General features: G+C 60.0%; 4 protein-coding genes. 1 reads left to right on the top strand and 3 read right to left on the bottom strand.

Annotated elements, in window-relative coordinates:
• Window positions 1–819: CBS domain-containing protein (locus QT222_RS03885; protein ID WP_491476369.1), on the bottom strand; the 819-nt coding region annotated here is incomplete at its 3' end.
• Window positions 820–862: 43 nt separating this feature from the next.
• On the bottom strand, window positions 863–2,320 hold the full coding sequence (locus QT222_RS03880; RefSeq protein WP_491476368.1) for a DHHA1 domain-containing protein: 1,458 nt from the start codon (window positions 2,318–2,320) through the stop codon (window positions 863–865).
• A gap of 89 nt (window positions 2,321–2,409) precedes the next feature.
• On the opposite strand from QT222_RS03880, the gene QT222_RS03875 reads away from it, so the two are divergent.
• Window positions 2,410–2,793 carry a DUF7522 family protein gene (locus QT222_RS03875; RefSeq protein ID WP_491476367.1) on the top strand — a complete coding sequence of 128 codons (384 nt, stop codon included), beginning with the start codon at window positions 2,410–2,412 and terminating at the stop codon, window positions 2,791–2,793.
• 43 nt (window positions 2,794–2,836) lie between these two features.
• On the opposite strand, the gene QT222_RS03870 is transcribed toward QT222_RS03875, so the two are convergent.
• A partial coding sequence (locus tag QT222_RS03870) for a proton-conducting transporter transmembrane domain-containing protein (protein ID WP_491476366.1) occupies window positions 2,837–3,241 on the bottom strand: 405 nt, incomplete at its 5' end.

Below are 3,241 nucleotides of genomic sequence, written 5' to 3'. Positions count from 1 at the left end.
TGTTGTCGAGAGTGGGGCTGATCCGCACGCTCGCTTACTGAGCAATGGTCGAATAGTTCTATCGAGCAAGTGTCGGGAGTAAGCGGCGATGTCGATGTCGGCGATAGAAGAGAGTCCTTCCTTTTCGGCGGTTCGTTGCATCCCGAGTTCGATGGGGTCGTCCACGACGATGACGTACGCTTCCATGTCTTCGACGCCAATGCGGTCGGCTGCGAGGACGCGGTGGTGACCGTCGGCGAGCAGTAACGTCCCTTTGTTGTCGATGACGACGAGTGGTTCGGCAAGCCCGCGTTCGAGTTCGTACTTCCGGCCCTCGAGTTCGTCGGCGTACACCCGCGCTTGCGTCGGAATGAGCGACGAAAGTGAGACGGTGCGGCGTTCTTGGTGGACCGTGATACCGTGAATCTGTTCGAGCGTTCGCATGAGTTTGCCCACTTTCTCCGGCGTCGCTCGCTCGATTTGACTTCGAATCACGTCCGTATTCGAGATGATGCCGACGAGGTTACCTGCATCGTCGACGACCGGTAATTTCTGGATGCCAGACCGGAGGATGACTCGTGCGGCGTCGGTCACGTCCATCTGGGGGTGTGCGACGACGAGGTTCGTCGCCATTACCGTCTCGATGCTCTCGTCATCGTTCGAAAGGAGGATGTCGCGGGCAGTGACGAATCCTTCTGCCTTGCGCCCATCACAGACGGGGAATCCGTTGTGTCCGTCGCTCTCGGCGATACGGCGAGCCACGTCCGCGACCGTATCGCTCGGAGAGACGGTCTGGACCTCGCGCGTCATGTACTCCTTGACGGTCGCTTTGGTACTCATCTTCCCCGAGGTAGGGCGAGCGTGGGCAAAAACGTGTGGGAGCTTACTCGTCAAGTGAATACTCGAAGGTGACATCTATGTCGAGTTCCGGCGTTGGTGTTGTGTACTCTAACGTCTCGAACAACTGACCGGCGACGATATCCGTGACGATGGTCGCAAGCGACTCGCGTGAGTCGTCGCCGACATCGGCTAAGATACCGAGCGGTATCTGTGCACCTGCCATATCGGCGTGGCCGCCAGCGCTCCCGATAGTGCCGAGAGCCTCCCGGAACGTCTCTCCGAGGTCTACACGCGCGCCGCGGGCGCGTCCGGAGACGTACACCGTCCCGTCCATCAACCCGTAGACGACCGTGACCTCGACGCCTTCCATTCCGAGGAGGTAGTCGGCAGCCTGCGCAAGCGCGTCTCGTTCACGGATATCGCCAACGTTCGTGGTGAGAATATCCCCACGAACGTCGCGGTTCGAGATAGCTCGGGCGAGCGTCTCCATGGTCTCCGAAGTCATACTCGGCGTCTCGACGCGCTCTAACAGGTCGGAATCGACGTGCGGAACGAGATACGCCGCGGCCTCGAAGTCGGCGTTCGAAACCTCCCGTGTGAAGTCGTTCGTGTCCACACGAATCCCGAACAGGAGAGCGGTCGCGACTGTCGTTCCGGGGACGATACCGAACTGTTCGAGGTACTCGGTGAGAAGTGTACTCGTCGAACCGACACCCCGCCTGAGGTCCACGTACGCCGCCTCGACGGGTGCTCGGGGAGGATGATGGTCAATGACGATGTCGATGTTTGTGTCGGTTGGAAGTCGGTCGTTGACGCCGGGGCGTGAGTGGTCGACAAGCGCATACCCAGCATACTCGTCGTCTTCGGGGACTTCGTCAAGGACACGCAGATCGAGGTCGAGGAGGTTCACGAGCGCCCGATTTTCCTGATGGGAGATGTCTCCGAAGTAACAGACATCTGATTCCACGTTCACTCGTTTGGCAATCACCTGTAGCGCCAAGGCGGCAGCAATTGCATCCGGGTCCGGATTGTCGTGCATCACCACGGCGAGCGGGCCATCAATATTTCGAAGGACCTCCATCAGTCGAGTGAGTCGCTCGGTGTGTGACGTCCCGACGGCGTCGAGAATCCGGTCTGTGACGATTCGACGCGAGTCGATGATCTCGTCGGCGATGTGTTCGATATCTTCCCGGACCGACGGTTCGGGGTCGTCAGCGAGAGACACGATGAGTATGGCTTCGGGGAACCGCTCGTGGGCAGCGACCGCTGCATTGAGGTTTAACTCCGATGACTGTCCGCCGACAACGACGATGTCGGCGTCATCTGGATAGTGTGTCGGGTCCGCCGGGTTACCCGCCGTCGCAGTGATTCCATCTGCACGGAGGTCTTCGGCCCGACCTTCTCGGTCAGTGATAACGGTAACCGATCCGGGCCTCGCGGCGAGCGTTCCGACGAGGTCCCCCCCAACGGAGCCACACCCGAGGACCAGTCGACGTACCATACTCTCACCTCGGTCTCCGACCGCAAAACCCTACCGTCATCCTACCCGGCGATGATATTATGTCATGTCGACCCATGCCACAATATAGGATGGAACTCGAATCTCAGCTGCTTCCGGAGTCACGCGCCGAGTCGTTCGTCCGAGCCTGTCGAACCACCGCCGGCGACGACCTCCGAAGTGTGACCTACTTCACGCACGACCGTTGCGAACAGGTTTACCTCCGGTCTGACCTCGAAGCGGACGCTGATTTGGCTGGCTTCGTCGAACACGAGACCGACGGATTTCAGGCGCGAACCGCCTATCGAGGGTCCGAACTCGGTGACTACCAGTACACTATCCGAGCGTTCGAACACGGGTATTTGACGCGCGTCACAGTGGCCGATAAGGGAGTCTTCGTCACGACTGATGGACTGACCCTTCGCCGCTCGAAAGAACTCGCGTCAGCGCTCTCGGAGCTACTGGATTCGAAATAAGAAAAACGAAATCTGATTTTTTAACGACAGGCCGTCGGTGCGCTCAGAAGAGCGCCGCAGCGACGGTCTGTGCCGTCTCGATGACAGGCTGGAAACCGGGCAGGAGCAGGACCGTCCCGACCGCGGCGAAGATAATCGCCACGTACAGGCCGACCGGCTGACTGCCGATTTCGAGCGACTTCGACGGCTCTTCGATCCACATCGCCTTGACGACACGGCTGTAGTAGAACAGCGACAGCGCGCTGTTGACCGCGCCGACGGCAGCGAGCCACCAGAAGCCGGATTCGATGGCCGAGTAGAACAGGGCGTACTTCGAGACGAAGCCGCCGAACGGCGGCAGCCCTGCAAGCGAGAACATGAAGACGGTCATCGCCGTTGCGGCGATGGGTGCCTTCGATGCGATGCCGTTGTAGTCCGCGAACGTTCGGCCGCTGCCCCACTTTTCGAC

The sequence above is a fragment of the Haloferax sp. s1 genome, assembly GCF_058382125.1.
The sequence above is the reverse complement of the archived record's forward strand: the minus strand, read 5'-3'. Positions and strand labels throughout refer to the sequence as shown.